11 protein-coding genes are annotated in these 19745 nt (G+C 61.2%); 3 read left to right on the forward strand and 8 right to left on the reverse strand.

Annotated features, from left to right (window positions below):
* The first annotated feature begins 9 nt into the window (after window positions 1-9).
* Window positions 10-2490, forward strand: coding sequence for a TonB-dependent siderophore receptor (locus PspS49_RS09770; RefSeq protein ID WP_150774894.1), 2481 nt, complete (start codon window positions 10-12; stop codon window positions 2488-2490).
* A 154-nt stretch (window positions 2491-2644) separates the two neighbouring features.
* On the opposite strand, the gene PspS49_RS09775 is transcribed toward PspS49_RS09770, so the two are convergent.
* The 5 genes from PspS49_RS09775 to PspS49_RS09795 form a co-directional block, all read right to left on the reverse strand.
* The gene (locus tag PspS49_RS09775; protein WP_160038995.1) at window positions 2645-6817 is read right to left on the reverse strand and encodes a non-ribosomal peptide synthetase; all 4173 of its coding nucleotides are present in this window, start codon (window positions 6815-6817) and stop codon (window positions 2645-2647) included.
* A 126-nt stretch (window positions 6818-6943) separates the two neighbouring features.
* Window positions 6944-8605: a cyclic peptide export ABC transporter gene (locus PspS49_RS09780; protein WP_127926542.1), complete on the reverse strand. Its 1662-nt coding sequence runs from the start codon at window positions 8603-8605 to the stop codon at window positions 6944-6946.
* A 162-nt stretch (window positions 8606-8767) separates the two neighbouring features.
* Window positions 8768-9679, reverse strand: coding sequence for a formylglycine-generating enzyme family protein (locus tag PspS49_RS09785; RefSeq protein ID WP_160039005.1), 912 nt, complete (start codon window positions 9677-9679; stop codon window positions 8768-8770).
* A 46-nt stretch (window positions 9680-9725) separates the two neighbouring features.
* Entirely contained in the window at window positions 9726-11012 is a 1287-nt protein-coding gene (locus tag PspS49_RS09790; protein ID WP_160039007.1) for an aminotransferase class V-fold PLP-dependent enzyme, read from the reverse strand.
* Window positions 11009-12379, reverse strand: a complete 1371-nt coding sequence (locus PspS49_RS09795; RefSeq protein WP_127926545.1) for a dipeptidase — start codon at window positions 12377-12379, stop codon at window positions 11009-11011. The genes PspS49_RS09790 and PspS49_RS09795 overlap by 4 nt, the downstream gene beginning before the upstream one ends.
* A gap of 251 nt (window positions 12380-12630) precedes the next feature.
* On the opposite strand from PspS49_RS09795, the gene PspS49_RS09800 reads away from it, so the two are divergent.
* Window positions 12631-14250, forward strand: coding sequence for a PvdJ/PvdD/PvdP-like protein (locus PspS49_RS09800; RefSeq protein WP_160039009.1), 1620 nt, complete (start codon window positions 12631-12633; stop codon window positions 14248-14250).
* Window positions 14251-14372: 122 nt separating this feature from the next.
* On the opposite strand, the gene PspS49_RS09805 is transcribed toward PspS49_RS09800, so the two are convergent.
* From PspS49_RS09805 to PspS49_RS09815, 3 genes are read right to left on the reverse strand one after another with little or no spacing between them, the layout of a single operon-like run.
* Window positions 14373-15767, reverse strand: a complete 1395-nt coding sequence (locus PspS49_RS09805) for an efflux transporter outer membrane subunit (RefSeq protein ID WP_160039011.1) — start codon at window positions 15765-15767, stop codon at window positions 14373-14375.
* A 7-nt stretch (window positions 15768-15774) separates the two neighbouring features.
* Window positions 15775-17748 carry a MacB family efflux pump subunit gene (locus PspS49_RS09810; protein WP_160039013.1) on the reverse strand — a complete coding sequence of 658 codons (1974 nt, stop codon included), beginning with the start codon at window positions 17746-17748 and terminating at the stop codon, window positions 15775-15777.
* Complete coding sequence (locus PspS49_RS09815) at window positions 17749-18921, reverse strand: efflux RND transporter periplasmic adaptor subunit (protein WP_150751591.1); 1173 nt, start codon at window positions 18919-18921, stop codon at window positions 17749-17751.
* A 319-nt stretch (window positions 18922-19240) separates the two neighbouring features.
* Between PspS49_RS09815 and PspS49_RS09820 the strand changes: the two genes are divergently transcribed.
* Entirely contained in the window at window positions 19241-19723 is a 483-nt protein-coding gene (locus PspS49_RS09820) for a sigma-70 family RNA polymerase sigma factor (protein WP_127926551.1), read from the forward strand.
* The last annotated feature ends 22 nt before the right edge of the window (window positions 19724-19745 follow it).

Below are 19745 nucleotides of genomic sequence, written 5' to 3' on the forward strand. Positions count from 1 at the left end.
GAGAGCACGATGTCAGCAATTCATGAGTTGAAACCTTTGTTCAAGGCACTCGTCATGTCCCGCGGCCTGCGTTCACGCCGAGTGTTGACGGGGCTGGGGCTGGTCTGTGTATTGCCTTTGAGCGCTCAGGTGATGGCTGAAAGCGTCAGCATCAATATCCCGGCGCAATCGTTGCCACAGGCGCTGCAGGCGTTTGGTCAGCAGACCAACCAGCAAGTGATCTACAACGCTGACGACATGGCCGGGCTCAAGAGCCACGCGGTCAGCGGCAAGATGAGCCCGCAGGCGGCCATCGCCGAATTGCTCAGGGGCACCGACGTGCGCTACAGCGTCGAGGGCAACACCCTGATGCTGGTGCGGGGCAGCAACACCCAGGGCCTGGAACTGGGCGCGACCAACATCAGCGCAAGTCAGGTCGGCGCAACGACCGAAGGCAGCAACTCCTACACCTCCAACGCAGTGACGATTGGCAAGGGCACCCACACCCTCAAGGAAATCCCCCAGTCGGTCACGGTGATGACCCGCAAGCAGATGGACGACCAGGACCTGGTCGACCTCAAGGATGCGCTGAACCAGACCACCGGTGTCGTGGGTCTGCAGGGCGTCGGCAAGGGTTTGATCATCTCCTCGCGCGGTTTCCAGATCGATGACTGGCAGTACGACGGCGTACCGATTCCACGCAACACCTATTCGCTGGGTAACTGGGCGACTCAGGATCTGGTGTTTTTCGATCGCCTGGAAATCCTGCGCGGTGCCTCCGGGTTGCTGCAAGGCACTGGCAGCCCGGGTGGCGCCATCAACCTGGTGCGCAAGCGCGGCCAGGCTGCACCGACTGTATCCGTGACCGCCAAGGCGGGCTCCTGGGACCATTACGGTCTGCAAGTAGACGCGGGCGGCCCGCTGAACCAGGCCGGCACCATCCGCGGTCGCCTGGTGGCCGATCAGGATCAAAGCAACTCGTTCATTGATCACGACTGGAGCCGGACGCTGTCGCTGTACGGCTCGCTGGACTTCGACCTGAGCGAAGACACCACCCTGGGCCTGGCCGTCAGCCGTTCCGACGGTGATTCGCGTCCGATGATTCGTGGCCTGCCACGTTACGCTAACGGCAAGATGCCGGATGTCTCGCGCTCCACCTACACCGGTGCACGCTGGAACAGTTCCGACATCGACGTCACCACGCTTTACGCCGACCTCGAACATCGCTTCAACGAAGACTGGGCACTCAAGGTCGGTGCGGTGCGCATGACCGAAAGCAACAAGGCGAAAAACCAGCGCGTGCAAAGTGCCGGCGACGGTCTGGAACCGGATGGCAGCGGCGTGCAGTACGCCAACTTCGTGACGGATTTCGACTCGACAAAAGTCGGTATCGACATGAACCTGAATGGCAAGTTCGAAGCCTTGTCGATGCAGCAGGAAGTGATGTTGGGCGGTAACTTTTCCCAGCTCGAAACGGACGATCAGCTCGCCCGTACCTTCAGCAACAGTAGCGACACGATTTTCGGCGTCAACAATGACCGTCCCGATATCAACTACGACAGCCTGATCGCTTCGGGTGGTCGCGGCACGCTGAGTAAATACGACGTACGCCAGAAAGGCCTGTATGGCACCTGGCGCGTCAAGCCGATCGACGATCTGACCCTGGTGCTCGGCTCCCGTGTCAGCTGGTATGACTTCAGCTACAAATCCAAGGCGCAATCCTCGTTCGGCGGCATCACCAAGAACGACCCAAGCACCGCGACCGAAACCGGGGAAGTCACGCCTTACGCCGGTATCGTCTATGACCTGAGCCGCGAGTGGGCGGTTTACGCCAGTTACACCGACGTGTTCCAGCCACAGACCAACCGCGATGCCGGTGGCACCGTGCTCAAACCGGTGGTCGGCAGCAACTACGAAATCGGTCTCAAGGGCGAGCTGATGGACGGCCGGGTCAACACCTCCTTGGCGCTCTTCCGCTACGACCAGGAAAACCGTGCGGTCAACGATATTGCGGGTGGCTTCGAGTGCGACGGTTCGTACTGCTCGACGGCCTCGGGCAAAGTGCGCAGCCAGGGTATCGACGCCGAGATCAGCGGCGAAGTAGTGGAAGACCTGCAACTGTTCGCCGGTTACACCTACAACACCACCAAGTACCTCAAAGACCCGGACAGGGAAGGTCGCGTGTTCAGCACCTGGACGCCAAAACACATGCTGCGCATGTGGGCCAACTACCAGTTGCCGGGTGAGTGGGATCGTGTCAGCACCGGTCTGGGCTTCACCACTCAGAGCCATACGCTGGGCTATGAAGGGACCTACGATGTCGCGGGTTACACCGTATGGAACGCCCGTGTCGGTTACCAGCTGACACCGGAAGTCGATCTGGCCGTGAACGCCAACAACCTGTTCGACAAGAAGTACATTGCGGCCGGTTACAACCAGCTCGACGGCAACAACAACTTCGGTGATCCACGCAACCTGATGTTCTCCGTGAAGTGGACCCCAAAGTTCTGATGCACTGAAGGGCCTTCACCGAAGCGGCCCACACTTCTCGAAAGAGGGTGTGGGCCGTTTTTTTTGGCATGCCGCCCACAGGTTATGTTTCAAATCACGCAAACAAAAACGCAGAAGCCAGCGCTTCTGCGTTTTTTGTTTGCCAGTATGAAAGTCAGTTGTTCAGTGCCGCCTCACACGTCAGGAACACCGCTTCAAAGGACTCAAGCAACGACTCACCGTAAATCATGCTGCGGTGGGGCAGGGTGGAATGCACCGAGCCTTGCAGGCGTCCACTGACGGTGTGTTCACGCAGCACCTGTTCCGAGTGCAACACCTGCTCCAGCGTCTTGTGCGACAGCGACCACCAGCAACTGGCCTCGACCTTGAGCGTCGGCAGCGTGAACGCGTCGTAGGATTTCACCAGTCGGTCGTGAATCTCGAACGCCTGGGCGTTCATGATTTCCTGTCTGATGGCGTCCAGTGTCGCTACCATTTCCTGTTCGCTGGTGGCGGCCTGTTGGCTGGCCCACTGGTAGAAAGCCTTGAGATCGGTTTGCGGATTTTCGGCGAGGAAGCGTGCCGCCGGCTCGTGCAGGTGAGCGAACATCAGGCTGAACATTTCCACCGCCGTCGCCAGTTCATTTTGGGCACTGAAGTACTCGGGATTTTCCTCTTCCAGCGGTTTGCGCGGCAGATCTGCCGGTAGCAGGCTGTCCGGCAGTGTGGTATCGACCAGACCGAGGAAGCTCACTTCACGTCCCTGACGCTCCAGTTCGGCGGCGATGTCCATGGCGATGGAGCCGCCGAGCGACCAGCCCATCAAACGATACGGGCCGTCAGCCTGTTTATCGATAATCTGTCGGGTGTAATCGGCGATCATTTGCGCCCATGTCTGGGCGTGGGCGTGTTTGTCGGCGAAGCCTGTGTGCATCACGCCGAAAGTGCGCGCGTGTTTGCTCAGGCGTTTGGCCAGTGGTTGGTAGCAGAACACGATGCCGCCGCTGGGATGCAGGCAGAACAGCGGTGGGGCGCTGGCGGCCGAGGCCGAGAGTTCCACCACGCATTGGGCTTGCTGCTGGTGTTGCGTAGCAATGAATTGCGCCAGGGCTTCGACGGTGGCGTGGGCGAGCATTTGCTGCAAAGCGAGTTTGATCCCCAGGCGCGCATTGAGTGCGGCAATAAACTGGATGGCCAGAATCGAATGCCCGCCCAGTTCGAAGAAGTTGTCGTCGAGGCCGACCCGGTCAACGTGCAGGGTTTCCTGCCAGAGTTCGGCCAGCGCTTGCTCCAATGCAGTTTCCGGGGCCTTGAAGCGGGTCTCCGATTGACTGATGTCAGGCAGCGGCAACGCCTTGCGATCAAGCTTGCCTGTCGGGCTGACGGGCATGGCTTCCAGCACCAGCAGATGGCTCGGCACCATGTAGGCGGGCAGACGGCTGTTCAGTTCAGCCTTGAGGGCTGCACGCAGTTGATCGTGCTGTTCACTCGACAAATCACCGTCGCTCGGCACGATATAACCGATCAACTGCATCCCGGCCAATCCTTCGCGGGCAAGGACCAGGGCTTCGCGAACGGCCGGGATTTGCAGCAGGCAGGATTCGATTTCACCGAGTTCGATACGGAAGCCGCGAATCTTCACTTGATGATCGAGTCGGCCGACGTATTCGATGACGCCATCGGCGCGATAGCGCGCCAGATCACCGGTTCGGTACAAACGCCCGCCCTGCGTGCTGAACGGGTCAGGCATGAAGCGTTCGGCGGTCAGATCCGGGCGCTGGAAATAGCCCCGGGCCAATAGATCGCCGGCAATCACCAATTCACCGACGACGCCCACCGGGACCGGTTGGCCACCGCTGTCCAGCAGGTAAATGGCGCGTCCAGCCAAGGGGCGGCCGATCGGCATGGTTTTCGGCAGTGGCGCATGCCCGGTGACGTAGTCCTTGCAATCGAGCACCGTGGCACTGACCGTGGTTTCCGTCGGGCCATAGGTGTTGAGCAGGCGCACATGGTCAAGTCCCGCCTTGCCCCACGCCGCCACGCCTTCCGGTGGCATGGCTTCGCCGCCCACGATCACCTGGCGTAACGGGCCATAGTCACGGACACCGACAGCGGCAAAATCCCTCGCCAGCATGTTCCAGTACGTGGTGGTGAGGTCGCTGACCGTGAATTGCTTGTCGAGCAACTGCTGGTACCAGGTTTGGCTGTCCCAGATGTCCGGCCCGCGCAGTACCACCGACGCGCCGCAGATCAGCGCCGGGTAGAGCTGTTCGACAAAGGCATCGAAGTTGAACGTGGCAAATTGCAGCGAACGATCGGCGGCTGTCAGGCCGAGGAATTCCAGGGCGACTTGCGCGTGCCGGGTCAAAGCCGCCTGGGTAATCCCCACACCTTTTGGTCGACCGGTGGAACCTGAGGTGAACATCACGTACGCCAGGTTATGGCCATGGGTACGGCAGGTCGGGTTGTCGCTGTGCGCGCTATCGGCGAGGTCGAGTTCGTCGACGCACAGCACGCTCACCGCGTCTACCGAGGGCAGGCGCTGGAGCAAGGAGCGCTGGCTGAGCAGCACGCTCAAGCCGCTGTCTTCGATCATCCACGTCAGGCGTTCCTGCGGGTATTCGGGATCGAGGGGCACGTAAACACCGCCGGCCTTGAGCACCGCCAGCAGGCTGACGATCATCCGCGCCGAACGCTCGACCGCGATGCCTACCCGCACTTCCGGGCCCACGCCGTAGCCGTGCAGGGCCTGCGCCAGACCATTGGCTGCCGAGTTGAGTTGGGCATAGCTCATGCGCACGTCATCGCAAATCAGCGCGAGGGCATGCGGCGTGGCCAGTGCCTGGCGTTCAAAGAGCTGATGCACGCCTTCGCTCGGCAATGGCGCAACGGCTGGGTTCCATTGTTCGCGTTGCTGGCGGCACTCGGTGTCGCTCAGCAGCGGCAATTCGCTCAGGGCAACATCGGGATTTGCGGTGATGGCGTGCAACAGGTTCTGCCAATGCCCGGCCAACCGCTCGATGGTGGCGGGGCGGTACAGGTCGCGGCTGAATTCGATGTTGGCGTCGATGCTGTTCAGGGAATAACTGACGTCCAGCGACAGGTCGAATTTCGCCTGCCCGCTGCCGGCATCGACAAAGTCCAGGGTCAATTCGCCCAGGTTCAGCGGCACCGAGGTGCCGCCGTCCGTGCGCCAGTTGAACAGTACCTGGAACAACGGATTGATCTGCTGACTGCTTTGCAGTTGCAGGTCGTCGAAGCTCAATTCCAGGGGGTAGTCGGCATGGTCGAGCGCGGCCAGCGATTCGCGGCGCAGACGCAGCAGAAAGTCCTTGCAAGGCTGCTGCGGGTCAATCCGCACGCGATACACCTGCGTGCTGACAAAGAACCCGACCAGGTCCTGAATTTCACTGCGGTTGCGTGTGGCGTTGGGCACACCGACGGTGAAATCGTCCTGGCCACTGTAGCGGCTCAGGAGCAATTGCCAGGCACCCAACGCGACCACAAAGGGAGTCAAACCGTGCTGCTGGCAGAAGCGATTGAGTGCTTGCGCCAATGTGGCGGGCAGGCTGAAGTCGTGTTTGCCGGCCGCATGGCTATGCTGGTCATTGCGCGCAAAGTCCACCGGCAGATCCAGCGGCGGCAACGTCTGGCCCAGATAATTCTGCCAGTATTCGGCGCTGGTCTTGCAGGCCGGGCTGTGCAGATAGTCGCCACGCTGCCAGTCGGCATAGTCGGCGTACTGGATGGCCGGGCGCGCCAGTGGTGCGCTCATGCCCATTGCCGCTTGCGCGTGGGCGCGGGTCAGGTCCTGCATCAGAATCGCGTTGGACCAGGCGTCCGAGGCGATATGGTGCATGTTGAGCAACAGCAAGTGCTCCGTGTCAGCGACTTGCAGCAGTGTCGCGCGCATCAGTGGCGCCTGTTTCAGGTCGAAGGGCTTGGCGGCCTCTTCGCCAATGCGCTGGGCAATCTGCTGTTCACGCGCTTCAGCGCTCAGGCCGCGCAGATCATCGAACCCCAACTGCAGCGTTGCGTGTGCATCGACCACCTGCATGGCTACGCCGTCGATCTCGACGATCGCGCTGCGCAGGACATCGTGGCGTGCGATGACTTTATTCAGCGCCATTTCCAGATGCTGTGCTTGCAGGGCGCCACTCAGGCGTACGGCGCGTGGCAAGTTGTAAGCGGCACTGTCAGGTGTCAGCTGTTGTACGAACCACAGTCGCTGTTGCGCGAAGGAGAGGGGGGCCGGTGCCGGGTGGGGACGGGCAATGATGCCTTGGGATTGCTCGCCGGCATCTGCCATCAGCAGCGCCAGTACCTCATCATCGAGTAAGTCGTTCATCGGGCTCTCGTGGTTGGCAGCACCGTGAGCGCTGACGGCGTTGCCGACAGTCGGGTCCACGGCGATAAACATTCGGATTGAAGGCCGGCAGGACGGGTGTCCGGCCGGCTGCAAAGGTGCAATCGATCAAGCAGTCTCGAGGGGCTTTTTGTGGGTGACCACTCGGCCTCCCTCCATCCTCACCAGTTGATCGGCGACGTCGAAGTAGCGGTCATCGTGGGAGATCACGATGATGGTCTTGCCCATCTGTTTCAGCTCCGGCAGCAGCTCGGTGTAGAAAATGCGCCGGAAGGCCGGGTCCTGATCGGCAGCCCATTCGTCGAACACCAGCACCGGACGCTCTTCCAGCCAGGCGTTGATCAGCGCCAGGCGTTTGCGCTGGCCGGTGGACAGATCGGTGGTGCTGAAAACACCGTCGTTAATGCTCACCTTGTGCGCAATCTCCAGGCGTTCCAGATAGCGGCTGGTGTCGGCCGGCACTTGTTTGTCGCCCTGTACCAGTTCATCGAACAGGTAGTAGTCGGCGAAGATCGTGGTGAACAGTTGGCGATAGTCATCGCGAGCCTGGGCATCGACCACCTGGCCATTGAGCAGGACTTCCCCGCGTTGTGGCGCATAGAGTCCCAGCAACAATTTGATCAGGGTGGTTTTACCGCCGCCGTTCTCGCCGACGATAAACACGATGTCACCCTGCGCGATGTCCAGATTGACCGGCCCCAGTTCAAACGCTGCGCTGCCCTGAACCGGCGGGAAGGCGTAATGCACGTTATGCAGTTGCAACTGCTGCACGGCGGTCTTGCTCGCGGGCGTCGACTCGCGCAGGAGCAAGTGCGGTTCCGGCGAGGAAAACTGTTCGGCCAGCTCGGCGATGCGTTTGAAGGCAATGTTCGCGCGACTGACCACCGGCAACGTGGTGACCAGATATTCCAGTGGGCCTTTCATGTACAGCAGCACCAGCACGAAACCGCTGAGCACCGCTTTATCGGTACCGAGCCAGAACGATTGCAGCGCCAGGGCCAGACCGATCACCACGAAAAACAGCATCGAGCCAAAGGTTTTCGCCACCACGAACGTGTTGATCGAGCGGATGTGCGTGTTGCAGATGTAATCCGCCGTGCCCTCGATGCGCTGGCTGAACATGCGTTGGCGGCGCGGGCGATGAATACGCAGTTCCTTGGCACCCGCAGCGATTGCGCTGTAGTGCTTCTGCAATTCGTCTTCGGCCTCGCGCGCCGCTTCGAAACCTTTGATGCCTTTGGCGCGGGCAATGTATTGCACGACGGTGCCGATCACGATCGCGATCAACAGCAGGGCAAACATCGGCAGGGACAGGTAGGCCAGGTAACCCAGGCAACCGAGGGTGACGGTGAAAGCGATCGCCAGCGGCGCGAAGGAAAACGCGAAATCACTGACGGTGTCGACATCATGGGTCAGCACCGGAATCAGGCGATGGCTGCGAAACCGTTCGATCTGCTCGATAGGCGCGAGCAGGACTTTTTCGCCGAGTGATTTACGCAGGCCGGCGATGATGTGCTGGCCGACGTGGTTGGTGCCGATGTCCGACAGAATCGAAGTCAGCAGTGCAAACGCGCAGAGGCCGGCAAATGTCAGCAGCACGCTGGCTGACGGAACACCGGTGCCGTTCAGGGCTTTGTTGATGGTCGCCAGCAGGGCAGTGACGCTGACGCCACCGAGCATGCCGAGCAGGATCGACAGCGCCACGACGACCCGGTAAGGCTTGAGCAGGCCGAGGACTTCACTGATGGCTCCGCGCGATTTTGTGGTCATGGAGGTTTCCGCTTCTAGTGCCGCTAACGGCATCGTTTCAAGGATTGGGCTGGTTAAAAGACGAAACCCGTGGGCGGCGATTTAGCCGACCACGGGTTTATCGAGGCTGAAGCGACGAGCGAGCGGCCAGCGCCGTCGTGGCGGCTGCCGGTGCAGCTGTCCTTACAGATCTCGCGCGACGCGAAAACCAATCCAGTCGCCGCGGGTGTCGCTGTAGGTGGCATTGCGATTGCCCGAGCGCGAGAACACCGGTGCTTCACCCCAGTCGTTGCCGCGGATGCGGCGAATCTTGCAGTCACCGGTCAACTCGGCGCTGCCATCACTCGGCGCGCCGACATAGTTTTCGTTGTAGCAGTCGGCGGTCCATTCGTAGATGTTGCCGTGCATGTCGTAGACGCCGAAGGCATTGGCCGGGAACTTGCCTGCCGGAGCGGTGAAGTTGTAGCCGTCGGCGGCGCCATAGGTGTTGGCGTGTTTGGCGATGCTGTATTCCTTGCCCTCATCGAAGGGGAACGGGAAAGGCCCGGTGCTACCGGCACGGGCGGCGTATTCACGCAGCGATTCGCTGACCAGTCGATACGATTTACCGGTTTTCTTCGACAGCCAGGCTACATAGGCCTCGGCCTCGGGAAAGTCCATGCACACCGCCGGATGCTTGTCGGTGTACTGCTTTTTCGGATCGCTGCCCGCGTAGTCGGGAATACCGGCCTTGCACGCGCGGCCCGGGCGTTTGTCGCCGTCGGGCATCTGATAGCCGGTGTCGGCGAGGTAGGCGTCCCATTGCCCTTTGAGCACCTGGAAACGACTGATGGCCAAGGGTTGGGCAAAGGTCACCGGGTGCATCGGACCTTCGTCCGGCTCGCGGCCGACTTCGTCCTCCGGGGTGCCCATGGTGAAGGTGCCGGTGGGCAGCACGACCATTTCCGGGCAGTCCTTGCAGTCCTTGAAGACTTTGCCCGGTTTGAGCGGTTCGGCCGCTTGCGCCAGCCCCGGCAAGGCACAACCGAGCAATGCGGCCAGACCGAGCGCGGGCAACGCTTTCAAGGAAAAATTACGCGGTTCACTACTGTTCATCATGACTCTCGATAACAGGTTGAAAGGAAACGTGGGAGCGTGGCGCCTACAGCTGTTTGGCCAGTAACGCCATCAAACGATCGATTTGCGCTTCGTCGTTGAGCAGGCCCGGTGCAGTACGAATCACCGGGCCCACGTCGCGGTTCACGGCGTCGGCGACCACGCGGTTCTGCATCAGGTACGCGGCGACTTTGTCGCTGTCCTGGCCCTTGACTCGAAAGAAGGTAAAACCGGCCGACAGTTGCGGACTCAGCGGGGTGACGAGTTCGATTTGCGGGTGTTCCAGCAGGCGCTTCTTCAGGTAGCTGTTGAGCGCGTGGATGCGCGCTTCGACCTCGGCCTTGCCCAGTTGCAGGTGCAGCTTGAAGGCTTCGTCCAGCGCCCAGCGATACTCGAAGGAGTGATAGCCACCGGGCGTCATGGTGGTGGAAAACGCTGTGGCCTCGGAGAAGGTCGGGGTGATCGGCGTCACGTATTTGACCTCCTCGAAACGGCTGCAGACGATGCCGGTGCCGCGCGGGCCAAACATCCACTTGTGGGTGCCGGCGATGAAGAAATCACAGTTCATCTGCGCGAAACTCAGGTTGTCGACGCCGAAACCGTGCACGCCGTCGACCACATAAATGATCCGCTCGGCATCGCTGCGGCCACGGTTGTGCTTGTCGACGATGGCGCCGATGTCACCGATCGGCAGCTTCACGCCGCTGCCCGAATGCACCCAGCACATGCCCAGCACACGGGTTTCCGGGCGGATGGCCGTGTCGATGGCGGCGAGGATTTCGGCTTTGGTCGCGGTCTGCGGATCCTTGAACAGACGGATCTTGCGCACCTGCGTGCCTTCACGTTCCTTGCGCAAGGCGAGGATGGTGTGGGTGGCATAGTGTTCGTGGGCGGTGGTGAGGATTTCCTGATCGGGGCGCACATGCACACCGCCGTAAATCATCGTCAGACCTTCAGTAGTGCTGCCGGTCAGGGCGATCTGTTTGGCCTTGGCTTGCAGGTATTGGCCGGCCCAGACTCGCACGTTTTCCTCGCGCTGCTCGATCACGCCGAGGTCCCAATCCATGGCCAGGCCGGGATTTTTGTCGAGGGCGGCGCGATGTCGTTCGATCGCTTCGCGCACGGGTTTCGGGTGCGAGGTGATCAGGAAGTTGGAAAAGTGCAGGTAGTCCGGATCCTGATCGAACAGTTGCTGCAACTGCGTCCATTTGTTGCGCGGTGCAGGTGCGGAGGCGGCAACCGCGGCGCTGGCAATAGTCGGCAGGCTGGCGCCCAGTGGCAACGCGGCGGCGAGCACCCCGGCCTGTTTCAGAAAATCACGACGATTACTCATGGCTGCGTCGTTCCCTGCGCGTTGGCCAGCGCCGGTTTCGCGGCTTTTTCGACCTGATCCCAGACGCGCAGGAAGTTGCCACCCCAGAGTTTGCCGATGTCGGCTTCGGAGTAACCGCGCGACAGCAGTTCAGCGGTGACATTGCGGATCTCGCCGACGTTCTCGAAACCTTTGACGCCGCCGCCTTCATTGAAGTCGGAGCTGATACCGACATGGTCGATGCCGATCTTGCGCACGGCGTATTCGATGGCGTCGCCGAAATCCTTGAGGCTGGCCTTCGGTTCGTCTTCGAGGATCGCGTAGAGGCGGCTGGCGTACAGGCCGAATTTCGTTTCGGACCAGGCCGCAATGATCGGGTCGCCCGGCATCAGCGCCATCGCCAGGTTCGGCAGTGGCGGCAGGCCGAACTCCTTGCGCAGCTCGTTGAGGCGATCCTGGGTCTTCTGGGTCAGCGGGCGCAGGTACTGCGAGAACGCGACGATCTGCACCACGCCGCCGCTGTTCTTTATCAACTGCATCTCTTTGTCGCTGAGGTTGCGTGGGATGTCGACCATCGCGCGCGGCGCCGAGTGCGAGGCAATCAGCGGCGTACGGCTCAACTGTGCGACTTGCTCAAGGGCCTTGGTCGACATCTGCGACACGTCGATGATCACGCCCAGATCATTGAGGCGCTTGACCGCCTGCTTGCCCAGATCGGAGAGACCGTCGAGGGCGTCCGGTGAGTCATTGAGGAATGGCAGTGGGCGAGACGAATCCGCCCAGTCGTTGTTGCCGATGTAGCTGAAGCCGAACATGCGCATGCCACGCGCTGTCCACAGGTCCAGCAGATTCAGATCATGGCCCAGTGGATAGGCGTTGAGCATGCTGATGAAAATCGCGAACTTGCCTTCGCCGTGCAGGCGGCGCATATCGTCCGGCGTGTAGGCGATCGCGACTTGATTGGGGTAGTCGCGAACCATGCCGGAGATGATCCGGTAACGGATTTCCTGCTGGTTGCGGGCTTCGTCGATGAAGCCGGCAGTCGGCTTGTGGGGGGCATCGGGGCCGTTCCACATTTCCGGCCAGCCGAAAATGGTCAGCGCCGCTCCAGACAAGCGACCGCGACTGGTTTTGGCCAGATCGAACTGGCCGGAGCCATCCTTGTCGGCTTCGTTACCGTTGGTGCCGAAGTTCTGCGTCAGGCTGACATGGCTGTCGAAAGAAAGCATGCGTTCGTGCAGTTCATCTGCCTGTTTCACAATCTTGGCGTCATAGCCAAGGTCGTCCTTGAACCAGTGCTGCCAAGCGGCAAAGCCTGCACCGGCGCTGATCGCCAGGGCTAAGGGCAGGCCGATGAATAAAGCCTTTTTCGAACGTGGTTTTGTCATTGCCATCTCAGTCGGGTTCGCCATCGAGGTGCAGGCGCAAAGCCTTTGCTATCTGGGAGGAACGAGTGGATGGCCGTGGAATTTAGGTTGCCAGGTTAAAAGATCGCAGCCTTCGGCAGCTCCTGCAGGGATATACATTCGATGCAGGAGCTGCCGAAGGCTGCGATCTTTTCAAACCCACATAAATTTACCCGCGCAACAAACGTTCTAGCTTGGATAAAGCCTGCTTCATGGCTGACACAGGTAGGGCAATGAAGATTTCTCGACGATGGTTCATGGCGGGCCTGGCGCTGACCGGCGCTGCCGTGCCGGCGGCTTATTTTGGGCATCGTGAATGGACGAAGCCGGATCCGACGATCACTCCGGGTGAAGCGTCTTTCGACGTCGCCGATCTCGCCGGGCAACGTTTGGCCAGTGCCTTGCGAGGCGTCTGGGATATTCGCTTCGAAGGCCGTGACGCAGGCCTTGAAGGGCTTCCGGCCCAGGGGCTGCAAGTGTTCCTCGACATCGGTCAGAAAGGTCGTGGCGTCTGTGGTTTCCTTGATACGCCGGAGCGTTTGCGCTCCGGCGAAACACCTCGTTACCGAATTCTTGGCGATCTGGCCGGTGCCGATGCGGCGAAACTGAGTTGGCGGCTGGTGGGTGCGCAAGGCCAGATCAACTATGAGCTGGAAATGATCCTCGATGAGGTCTGGGCTGATTTCGGCAACGCCGGCAAAGGCACCCTCAGCGGAAAAGCGATGCGTCTGGATCGCCCCCTGGCCTTGCCAGCACAGGACAATGGATTTGTCGCAGTCAAGCGACTGTTTCCCGAGGCGCGTGAACGGACACCGTTGAATCCGACGCTGCTGGCCTGGTTGATTTCCCCCGAGCACCGACTGTTCCACCAGTTGTGGCATGCCACGCGGGACAAGTGGCACACCTTGCCTGAAGACAAACGTGAAGCCTTGCGCGGCATCGGCTGGCAGCCCGGACCGCGTGACAAGGAGCGCGATGCCCGTGGGCCGCGCAAGGACCGCAACGGCTCCGGTGTGGATTTCTTCTTCATGCATCGGCACATGCTCGGCACGGCGCGTTCAATGCAGGACCTGCCATCGTGGCAATACTTTCCGCTGCCACAACCGGAATTGATCCGTGATCGCCCGGGCTTCGCCCGTTACTTCGACAACCATGACGGCACGGCGCTGCCGCCCGCATGGCTGGCGGACGGTGATGACGAGTACAGCAAGTGGGTCAGCGACATCAAGACGGCCGAGACCTACGAAAGCAACTTCCAGGTCTGGGAGTCGCAATACCGTGATCCGGTGTACCTGGCCAGACTCACGCTCGGTCAGTTCGGTTCCGAGGTTGAATTGGGGCTGCACGACTGGCTGCACATGCGTTGGGCGTCGGTGCCGCGTGATCCGTCCAACGGCCAGCCAGTGCCGTTTGCCCGCGATCAGGCCGATTTCGCGCCGCGCTGGTATGGCGCGGAAAACGACTTTCTGGGCGATCCCTTTTCGTCTCACGTCAACCCGGCGTTCTGGCATTTCCATGGCTGGATCGACGATCGCATTGAGGACTGGTTCCGCGCCCACGAGCGCTTCCATCCGGGTGAAGTCACTCGCAAGGTGGTCAATGGTGTGCAGTGGTTTGCACCGGGACGCTGGAACGAAGTCGATGATCCCTGGCTAGGGCCAGTCACCCATGGTTGCAGCACCACACCGGGGTTGCAGGCGGGCAAGACGGTGGAGATGGACCCGGAGACCATGAAGCTGGCGCTGCGCATCACCTTCCTCAATGACGAGAAGAAACTCGCCGGGCTGTTCCGCCGCGTGCCGCCACGGCCGTGGTATGCGCGCAATCTGAAGGCCAAACAGACTCAGGCCTGATTACCGCGTCAACTTCTTCGCGAGCAGGCTCGCTCCCACAGGTTGGCCGCATCCCACCAGTTGAAATGTGATCTCTTGTGGGAGCGAGCCTGCTCGCGAAAGCGCTTGGCCGGGCTGCGCGATTACAGTGCCTGCCACCCGCCGCCCAATGCCTTGTACAAGGCAATGCTCGCCTGCATTCGCGACAGCCGCAGTTGCACGTTCTGATCCTGCGCCGCATACAGCGTGCGCTGGGTTTCCAGTACGGTCAGCAAATCCTCGGCGCCGGCCTGATAACGGCTCTGGGCGATGTTGAAGGCGGTTTGCGCCTGGTTCAGTTCTTCGCTCTGCCACTGCCGTTGTTGATCAAGTCCACGGATGCTGTTGAGGGCTTTTTCGACGTCGGCGAAACCGTTGATGATGGCGCCGCGATAAGTTTCCAGCAGCTCCTCCTGACGAGCCGTCGCTTTGTCGCGTTCGGCACCCAATCGACCATTGTTGAAGATCGGTGCGATCAGCCCGGCGGTGAGGTTGTAGAACGGACTGCGCAACAGGTCATCCGCCTGGTTGGCGCCGGAGCCGATGCTCGCGCCTAGAGTGATTTTCGGCAGCATCGCCGCCCGTGCCACCGTGACGTTCGCCTGAGCTGCTGCCAATTGCGCTTCGGCACGGGCGATGTCCGGACGCCGGGTCAGCAGTTCGCTGGGCACGCCGGCGGATATTGGCGGCCATTGCAACTGGTCGAAGGACTCGTGGCTGGCCGGCAGGTCTTGCACCGGGCGGCCGAGCAGTGCGGCCAGAGCGATCTGCGCGTCTCGGGCCTGTTGCTGGACGGTCGGCAGTTGGCGTTGCTGCGCGGCCACCAGGCTTTTTTGTTGCGCCAGCTCCAGCGCGGTGGCGGAGCCGGCGTTGTAGCGTGTCTGTACCAATTGCAGAACGTTTTGCGCGTTGGCCAGATTAAGCTCGGCAATGCGACTCTGTTCCTGCAGTGACAACACCTGGGTGTAGCTGTTGGCGACGCCACTGAGCAACGTCAGCTCGACGGTGGCGCGATCGAACTCGCTGGCTTGCAGGCTGAATTGTGCGCTGTCGCGCGATGCGCGCTTACCGCCCCAGAAGTCGATTTCGTAACTGGCGCTGAGGCCGACGTCGAAGTAGTCCACCGCCCTGTTACTGCTGTCGGCATCCAGTTGACGATAGCCCTCGCCACGCAACAGCTTCTGCCGATTGGCATTGCCGGTGCCTTGTATTTCCGGCAGCTGCGAACCGCCGGCAATCACCGTGTCGGCACGCGCCTGACGGACGCGAGCGATGGCCGCGGCCAGGTCATAACTGCCGACCTGGGCCTGTTCGATCAGTTGATTGAGTTGCGGGCTGGCGAAGCGCGTCCACCAGCGCAGGGCATCGCGTTCGGCGCTGGTGCTCTGCGGCGATTGCCAGGCGGCCGGCGGCACGATGCCGCTGTCCGGGGGTTGTGGGGTACTGCCGCAAGCGCTGAGTATCAGGCAGACGGTCAACAGACTGAGGCGCGGTTTCATAGAGCGATCATTCACTGGTAAGGGCCGTGACCGGGTCGAGTCGGGCAGCTTTGCGGGCCGGCATGAAGCCGAAGACAACACCGGTGACCAAGGCGCAACCAAAAGCGCCGAGTACCGCCATCAATGAGAACGCCACCGCGACTTCACTGAGAATCAGCACGCCGCCAATGATCAGCGCCAGGGCGATGCCGGCGATGCCGCCGACCACCGAGAGCATCACCGCTTCAGTGAGAAACTGGCGCAGGATGTCGCGCTGGCGGGCGCCGGTGGCCATGCGGATGCCGATCTCGCGAGTGCGTTCGCGAACGGTCATGAGCATGATGTTCATCACGCCGATGCCGCCTACCAGCAACGAGATCGCCGCAATCGAGCCGAGCATCAGCGACAGGGTGTTTTGCGTGCGCGCTTCGGCCTGGATCATCGCCGCGTTGTTGGTCAGTTCGAAATCCTTCTTGCCGTTGTGCAGGTTCAGCATCAGTTGTTCGATGGCGTGTTCGCTGTCCTTGACCTTGCGCGCGTCGGCGGCAGCGATGGCCACGTACTCTGGATTGCGCGTGCCGAACAGTCTTACGCTGGCGGCGGAGTAGGGCACGGCGATGCGGTTGTCACTGTCGGAATCGCCGGAACTGGCGCCTTTTTCCGCCAATACCCCGACCACCTGAAACGGCACGTTCTCGATCAGAATGTACTGGCCAATCGGGTTGGCAACGTCTTTGAGGAGTTTGGTCCGCACCTTGTGGCCAATCACCGCAACGGCTGCTGCGTTCTGTTCATCGGCCTCAGTGAAGTAACTGCCCTGAACCACTGGCCAGTTGAAGATCGCCGGGAAGTTGGTGTCATTGCCGCCGACGTAACTCAGGTGGTCGGCATTGCCGAAGCGCACACCGGCCTCGGCCCCATTCACCGGCATGATCCGCTGTACTTGGGGCAGGCTCGCCAGGGCATGCACATCGTCGAGGGTGATGATGCCCGGTGGCGTTCGCGGGTTGGGCGCCGAGCCGCTGAGATAAATGATGTTCGAGCCGAACGCGCCCATCTGCGCCATGACCTGACGCTTGCTGCCTTCGCCGACCGCAAGCATCACCACCACCGAGGCTACGCCGATGATGATGCCGAGCAGGGTCAGCGCGGTGCGGAAGCGGTTGATCCACATCACCCTCCACGCCGCGTGCAGGGCGTCCACCAGTTCGCCTTTCCAGGCCCCGGGAGCTTCGGCGCCTTCGCTCAAGCGCTTGCGCAGATCCACCGCTTGCAGGGCGCCGGGATTGGCGCTGGTCTGGGCGTCAGGATTGTTTCTGGCGCTATCGCTGATGATCAAGCCATCGCTGATTTCGATGATGCGCTTGGCCCGCGCCGCCACTTCGCGGTCGTGGGTGATGAGAATGACCACATGGCCCTGGCTCGCCAGTTCATCGAGCAGCGCCATGACTTCCTTGCCGCTGTGGCTGTCGAGGGCGCCGGTCGGTTCGTCAGCGAGGATGATGTGGCCGCCATTCATCAGTGCGCGGGCAATCGACACGCGTTGTTGCTGGCCTCCGGACAGTTGATGCGGGCGGTTGCCGGTGCGCGCGGCCAGACCGAGGCGGTCGAGCAGGGCGGCGGCGCGGGCATGCCGTTCGGCGGCGGGGGTGCCGGCGTAGATGGCCGGCATCTCGACGTTTTCCTGGGCCGAGCCGGACGGAATCAGGTGATAGCCCTGGAACACGAAACCGAAGGCTTCGCGCCGCAGCCAGGCGAGTTCATCGCTGTCGAGGCCGGCGACGTTTTCCCCGGCAAAACGGTATTCACCGTTTGTCGGTCGGTCGAGGCAGCCAAGAATGTTCATCAATGTTGATTTGCCGGAGCCGGACGCCCCCACAATCGCCACGAATTCGCCGGCGTGAATCGACAGGTCGATGCCGCGCAACACGTGAACTTCGGGAGCGTCACCGCCGCCGTAGGATTTGCGGATGTCCTGCAGTTCGATCAGAGGCGTTTGCATTCAACCTCCGCTGCCGTCGGCCGGGCCGATCAACAAGTGATCGCCTTCGTTCAAGCCCTCGACAATCTGCACTCTAAGACGGTCGCTGATGCCGGTGCGTACTTCGCGGGACTGAATCTCGCCATTGGCGGTGATGACCTGCGCGGTCTGCCGATTGGCCACGGCGCTGCCTTGCAGGGCGGCGACCGGTGCGGTGAGCACGTTTTTCGCCTGGTCAGCGACGAAGAACACTTGCGTGGTCATCTCTGCCATCAAGGCGTTGTCGGCGTTATCGACGTCCAGCAGCACGGTGTACAGCACCACGCGCGCGCTGCCGCTTTTACTTGAGCTGGCCGGGCTGCCACCGCCTTGACTGGTCTGGTCCAGCGGCTTGGGTGGCACCGGCAGAATTTGCCGAACGGTGCTGCTCCAGCGCCGATTACCCCCGCTGAGCGTGGTGAAGTAAGCGGTCATGCCCGGTTTGACATGGCCGATATCGGCCTCGGAAACCTCGGCCCAGACCGTCATCGGCGAAAGTTTGGCGATGCGCAGAATCAGTGGCGTCTGTTGCTGGGCATTGAGTGTCTGGCCTTCGCGGGCATCGAGTGCGACCACGGTGCCTTCCATCGGCGCATAGATGCGTGTGTAGCCGAGCTCGGCCTGATCACTGCGCAGGCTGGCCTCGGCTTGGCGGATCTGGGCGCGGAACATGTCGATACGCGCCTGGGTGGCCTTGAGTTCGGCGCGGGCTGTCTGCACGTCTTCTTCACGGGTGGCGCCGCCAGCCGCGAGGTTCTGCTGGCGCTGGTACTTCTGCCGCGCCAGTTCGTGCTGGGCCTGTTGTTCTTGCAACTGCGCCTTGAGGTTTTCGATGGAGAACTGGCTGGCGTCGAGCTTGGCCTTTTGCGTGGACGGATCGATTTCCACAAGCAATTGGCCTTGCTTGACCACGTCGCCGACTTCCACATGGATTTTGCGGATTTGCCCGGAAGCCTGGGCGCCGACGTCCACATAGCGCCTGGGCTGTAACGTGCCCAGCGCGGTGACGCTGCTTTCAATGTCGCCGCGACTGACTGGTACGGTGGCGAACTTGTCCCGGCCGGGGGGCAATATCTGCCAGGCGGCTACGGCGACAACGGGAATCAGACAAAGGGCTGCGAGCAGGGCGCGTCGGGCGGGGCGGGGACGTTTCATGCAGGGTTCCGGCCAGTGAAAATCGACCCGTCATCCAGCCGGCACCGCACGCGGGCCACGACCGAACGCTGACGCAGGAGGCGACAGATACGGGGAACTGTCCTTTAAACGAGAGACGCGATGGGTAATTTAAGCGCTGCAAAACGCGGTAACAGGTATAGCGGGCAACAATTTGTCGGGCAAATCGAAACAGCGCTTTAAATCTATATGAGAATTACTATAAATTACGCATCTGAAATTGCCACCATCCTGCCATTGTCGTTTTGACCATCGCGGATCTGGCTCAAGGATCGAAACCGCACCGCAGCGGTCGGGAGTCATGTTGGAGAACTACTATCGCGAGCTGGTGTGTTTCCTTAACGCCAGGCTGGGCAACCGTCAGGTGGCCGAAGATGTGGTGCATGACGCTTATGTGCGGGTGCTGGAGCGTTCCAGCGATACGCCGATCGAACAACCGCGGGCTTTCCTTTATCGCACGGCATTGAACCTGGTCATCGATGATCATCGGCGCAACGCCTTGCGGCAGGCCGAGCCGCTTGACGTGCTGGACAGCGAAGAGCGTTATTTCACCCCGTCGCCCCATGGCACACTTGATCACGGTCAACGTCTGGCGATGCTTCAGCGCGCACTGGCAGAATTGTCACCGCTGTGCCGCGAAAGTTTTTTGCTGCGCAAGATCGAAGGTCTGTCCCATAACGAAATCGCCGAGAGCCTGGGGATTTCCAAAGCGCTGGTGGAGAAACACATCGTCAATGCCATGAAACATTGCCGGGTGCGGATCAAACAATGGGACGCCCATTGATCCTTCCTCAGTAAATTTTTTT

Origin of the sequence: Pseudomonas sp. S49 (assembly GCF_009866785.1) — a bacterium.
In the GTDB taxonomy this organism is placed as follows: Bacteria; Pseudomonadota; Gammaproteobacteria; order Pseudomonadales; family Pseudomonadaceae; genus Aquipseudomonas.